The organism is Pseudomonas sp. TJI-51, from assembly GCF_000190455.2.
GTDB classification, from domain to species: domain Bacteria; phylum Pseudomonadota; class Gammaproteobacteria; order Pseudomonadales; family Pseudomonadaceae; genus Aquipseudomonas; species Aquipseudomonas juntendi.
On record NZ_AEWE02000161.1, the window covers coordinates 1 to 4,101 of the forward strand.

Sequence of the window (4,101 nt, forward strand, 5' to 3'; positions counted from 1 at the left end):
TTGATCGGAGCATCCTTAGCCGTTCAAGATGAACAGCCTCGGCATCAGCCGGGCTGATGAGTCCGATCGGGTTCATGCTTTTTTACGCCGGTAGGGCTGGCTTTCCAGCAGATGGAGAAACAAGCCCGAGCTCTGCCAGCGCCTTGAGCCCGATAGTGTCTACCACTTTAGAGATATCCGAGGATTTCCAACCGGCAATCTCGTTTTTGAAGATCTCCGCCGAGCGGAATGGCAGGGTTGAAACAGCCTCAAGCATGCCAACGCAGCGGTTTTGATAGCGGTCGAAGTCATCTACCTGCAGGAAATAGCAGCCGCTGTAAGTCGAGAAAACGAGCTTAGCTGAAGCTCGAAGACGCAGCTGCTCCCTTAGCAGTTCAAGGGCAAAGCCTGTGCCGCGCACAGCTTCAACGGCGATGATCAGGCGATTCGGGCACAGAGGCAGCTCATGAATTGCTCTGTCCTGAAGGACATGCGATGAGTGACCCTCACCAGGATCCGGCACACCCATCTGAGGCATGCTTGATCCAGACTCATCGACCTGATTGTTTTCCATGCTTCTTCATATCCTAAGTTTGGTTAAGTGGCACTCTCTGACAAGTGGTCAGGGTATACGTGCCTCCGCTGACTGACAACGAAGGGGCGTGGGAACTGCATCCGCCTTTGATTAGCTTCTAAGCGGAACTCGTAGCCTTAGGTTTGACGGATGGATGCGGGCCAAGCTGAAGCCACGGTGCACGCCGGAGGCTCGGTTCACGACAGCCGGCTTTGACGCCCACGCTGAAAGTAGCCCTGGGTTAGAGGGGCACTGTTTGGTGGAACCACGGCAGTCCGGACTACAACCGCCACAAAGCAATTAACACGCCCTACACTGAGTTTCCGCTCACTGCCCGAGCCTCAGCAATCATACGCGTAGGGGGCTGATTTTACCCATTGACACACAGGCACTAAGATGGCGCCGCCGAAGCGCCAAAGCTCTTCTGCATCGCACTCAAGCCCCTTCCAACGGCGGATATTGCGTCTGCCGTAGGCGTGGTGGCAGTCCTTGATGACGGACTCCCCGGCAGAGAATCGGAATCTGATATTTAGAGAAATTATCGCTAGGACATAATTATTGCTGAGCCATAATATCAAATAGTTTCCTTGCCTCCGAATCGGCCCTCCTGCTTTTGGACTTGTGATCCGATCAGAAAGGGGCTCACGCGATATAACGTGGTGGCGTCATAGCCGGCGTTCAGCCGCATTCTCGAATGGCCTGCCGCACCTGCATCGTTCCGTCTCAGTAGTGCATCGGTTATTCGGGCGGGAGCCCGCCTAAGGCTGTACGCTCGCCTTTACCAGTTGTACAGGTAGCAATGGAGGAGCACGTGAGATGTCTGAATTAAAGCGAACGCTTTTGGGTATGGCTGAAGCGGGTGAGCCACTGCTGAGACAATCCCTTGAAGCGATCCGAGCCTATAACGATGCGGTGGCTCACAGTCGACCTTCAGCGGAAACTGAACGGCTGCGCCTTGAAGCAGACCATCTCTACCAGACAGTCATCGACTACCAGCTTCATAAAGTCGGGGCCTTGAGGGAGTCGCTCCATTAGCGAGGCTTCACTGTGCCTGTGCGGCACCATCAATGGTTCGATTGCGTGAGGGAACCGAGTGATTTGGTTTCTGGGTGATGTTCATGGGCGCTTTGATCATGTGATCCGGCTGGTGAAGCTTCATCGTCCCAAGGCAGTGGTCTTCCTGGGTGACCTCGAATGCAGTTTGCCCTTGGACATGATCCTGCGCCCGATCTTAGAGCTGACAGAGATCTGGTTCAGCAGGGCATGGAGTGGCTGTGTTGTAAGGCGAGGAGAGGATGAACCTTTAAGGGAGGCTTCATGACTACGGAGTCATTTACACTTAGGCTCATACAATTCCTCTTCAGATCAGTGCTGGGCCGCAGCGTGGTAGGCCTCCAGCCAGAAGGCACGGCTGGCATAGAGCTTCATGTGTGCGACCTGGATATCCCGGAGGACACATCCTTCACGCCACTCCAACTGGAAGGACTCGCTCAATGCAAACACCAACGGTGCAAAGACCCGCACAGGTTTGTATTGTTCATCCCACCAGTGACGAAGGTCGCGAGTTTAGCGATCCACGTCAGCATGGCTCGGGTGTGAAGCTCAGTATTCCCACCATCATGTTTTTAGCTTGTAGTTTGCTTGAGCATTTTTGGCGGCGCTCTAAACTGTCGAGGACTTCAGGCGAGTTTAGGTGAGTCGCCAAGGCCAGCTTGTTAAGCAAGGTGCGGAAGTGCTCCAGTTGCTGGAATTCAATTGAGTCGATTTCAATAAATCCATGGTCTGCGTGTCTGGCTGTTAACGTCTGAAGACGCGTCTCTATCCAATGGTCAATGTCCTGGGCAGAAACTTTATGTAACGTGTGGGCTTTGTTCGAGATATCTTTGAGCATGAGGCGTATCCGCTCGGAAATGGTATGGCTATTTAAAGACTGCCTGCGGAGCATAAGTTGGGTCTAGTCACACCTCTCACATTTTCATAGGTGCCCACTGTCTGCTCAGGTCGTTAGTGCGTCCGGAGAGGCAAATGCTGAGCCTGTATCGTCTTACGTAGGGCCTGTGCTGACCCGAGTTGAGCCGCTAATGGCTAGCATTGGGACAGATATTTTAGTGATATACACGATCTTTCTTGGGGTGGTGATTCCGAAGCTATACCAAGAAACAAGTTATGTCGGTGATATACTCCGACGGTCAATTTCTTTCGAAATATCCTGATGCTCACACCCTTGTGGGGTTGCGCTGGGTGTTGCTCCAAGAGCAATACTTAAGAAGTAGATATGGTCTGTGAGTGAGAAGGTGCTGTATGAGAGATAAGGTTCTCACCCCTAAGCTGACAAAGCCGGCTAAAAAAGATAAAAGCCTGCTAATCCGTATGACCGCTGATGAGCGTGCTATTTTTGATGAGCGGCTCAAAGAATCTGGCTACACAGCTGCTGGAGCTTTTGTTAGGGACTATATAATAAATTCTAAACCGAAGCGCAGATACGTAATTGTTCCTCAGGCTCAGAAGGCCAACGAGAATCTCGTTGAACTTGCACAGATGATCTTGGATGGCGAAGAAAAGGAACTGTTAATAAAAAAGATCATGCACGTTGCCGTTAATATTTTTGGAGAGTTGGAAGGTATTAACCTTGCTGGAAATGGCGAAGAGGGCGAGAGCTATGATTGGTAAGATTTTAAAGTCTTCAACTGGATCTAGCGCCAATCGTATCAGATATGTTTATGGGTCGAAGAAGCACGATCACGACCTTGTTGGAATTAAAACCATCGATACAAACTGCTTTTCTTTCTTTCCGGAAATTGGCATGCGGAAGGGCGGTGCGGAGGATCTCGGCTGTATGATCTTGGACATGGATGTCGCTACAAAATTGAAGATTGGTGAGCAAGGGCAGCCGAAGAGGAATTTGAAACCGATATTCCATGCGGTTCTTTCACTGGATGTCGGCGAATCGCTCACAGATGAGCAGTGGAGGCTTGCTGTACGGCACTATCTGAAGGCGATGGGTTTCAGTACTTCGAATAAATACGCGGCAGTCCTTCATCCTGATACTGGAAATCAGCACGTTCATATTGTAGCGAATCGCATTCGCTACGAGCCTGGATTCAAGATGGTTCATGATAAAAATAACTTTGAATTAAATCTCCAGGCGATAAGCGATATAGAGCGCATGTTTGGTCTCAAAAAGGCCCCAAGACCAGAAGAGAGTTGGAATATTGCTGTTAAAAGTAGAGATGTGCAGGGGGCCGCACGGGCCCACACCATGCCTTACAGATCCCGTCTTGCTGCAAGGGTTGGAGCTTGTGTCGAAAGCACCAAGGAGCGTAACGGAGATATTATCAATCTTGTTCGGGCTTTGAGGAGGCAAGGCGTCTATGTCCATCTGCGATATGACAGTCAAGGCCCGAAGGGAATCGCATACGAGTTCGAGGGGCGTGTCACTTCCGGCAAAACTTTGAAAAAAGCTCGATTTACTTTTCAAAAACTCACTTTGCAGGAGGGTATCAGGTATGAGCCGTATATGCTTCAACAGTAAGGGATCCATCATCCCC

Annotated in this window: 7 protein-coding genes; 4 read left to right on the plus strand and 3 right to left on the minus strand. The window is 50.8% G+C overall.

Going from position 1 to position 4,101, the window contains the following annotated elements; genetic code table 11:
- Positions 1-82: 82 nt before the first annotated feature.
- On the minus strand, positions 83-553 hold the full coding sequence (locus G1E_RS25720) for a hypothetical protein (protein WP_009681589.1): 471 nt from the start codon (positions 551-553) through the stop codon (positions 83-85).
- Positions 554-1,369: 816 nt separating this feature from the next.
- Between G1E_RS25720 and G1E_RS28095 the strand changes: the two genes are divergently transcribed.
- Positions 1,370-1,588, plus strand: coding sequence for a hypothetical protein (locus G1E_RS28095; RefSeq protein WP_009681588.1), 219 nt, complete (start codon positions 1,370-1,372; stop codon positions 1,586-1,588).
- Between the two features lie 58 nt (positions 1,589-1,646).
- On the plus strand, positions 1,647-1,874 hold the full coding sequence (locus G1E_RS30345) for a metallophosphoesterase (RefSeq protein ID WP_328284603.1): 228 nt from the start codon (positions 1,647-1,649) through the stop codon (positions 1,872-1,874).
- A gap of 44 nt (positions 1,875-1,918) precedes the next feature.
- Here G1E_RS30345 and G1E_RS29965 read toward each other — a convergent pair whose 3' ends face one another.
- Positions 1,919-2,047: a hypothetical protein gene (locus tag G1E_RS29965; protein WP_255752469.1), complete on the minus strand. Its 129-nt coding sequence runs from the start codon at positions 2,045-2,047 to the stop codon at positions 1,919-1,921.
- Positions 2,048-2,132: 85 nt separating this feature from the next.
- Complete coding sequence (locus tag G1E_RS25730; protein WP_157050346.1) at positions 2,133-2,444, minus strand: hypothetical protein; 312 nt, start codon at positions 2,442-2,444, stop codon at positions 2,133-2,135.
- Between the two features lie 410 nt (positions 2,445-2,854).
- Here G1E_RS25730 and G1E_RS25735 point away from each other — a divergent pair, with 410 nt between their 5' ends.
- Both G1E_RS25735 and G1E_RS25740 read left to right on the plus strand, forming a co-directional pair.
- Entirely contained in the window at positions 2,855-3,223 is a 369-nt protein-coding gene (locus G1E_RS25735) for a hypothetical protein (RefSeq protein ID WP_009681586.1), read from the plus strand.
- Positions 3,213-4,085, plus strand: a complete 873-nt coding sequence (locus G1E_RS25740; protein WP_177329622.1) for a relaxase/mobilization nuclease domain-containing protein — start codon at positions 3,213-3,215, stop codon at positions 4,083-4,085. Before G1E_RS25735 ends, G1E_RS25740 begins: the two co-directional genes overlap by 11 nt.
- Positions 4,086-4,101: the final 16 nt, after the last annotated feature.

Bases quoted from the DNA above. Each gene is read 5' to 3' on its own strand.
- G1E_RS25740 (WP_177329622.1), top strand. From the start codon at position 3,213: ATGATTGGTAAGATTTTAAAGTCTTCAACTGGATCTAGCGCCAATCGT.
- G1E_RS25720 (WP_009681589.1), bottom strand. From the start codon at position 553: ATGGAAAACAATCAGGTCGATGAGTCTGGATCAAGCATGCCTCAGATG.
- G1E_RS25735 (WP_009681586.1), top strand. From the start codon at position 2,855: ATGAGAGATAAGGTTCTCACCCCTAAGCTGACAAAGCCGGCTAAAAAA.
- G1E_RS25730 (WP_157050346.1), bottom strand. From the start codon at position 2,444: ATGCTCAAAGATATCTCGAACAAAGCCCACACGTTACATAAAGTTTCT.
- G1E_RS28095 (WP_009681588.1), top strand. From the start codon at position 1,370: ATGTCTGAATTAAAGCGAACGCTTTTGGGTATGGCTGAAGCGGGTGAG.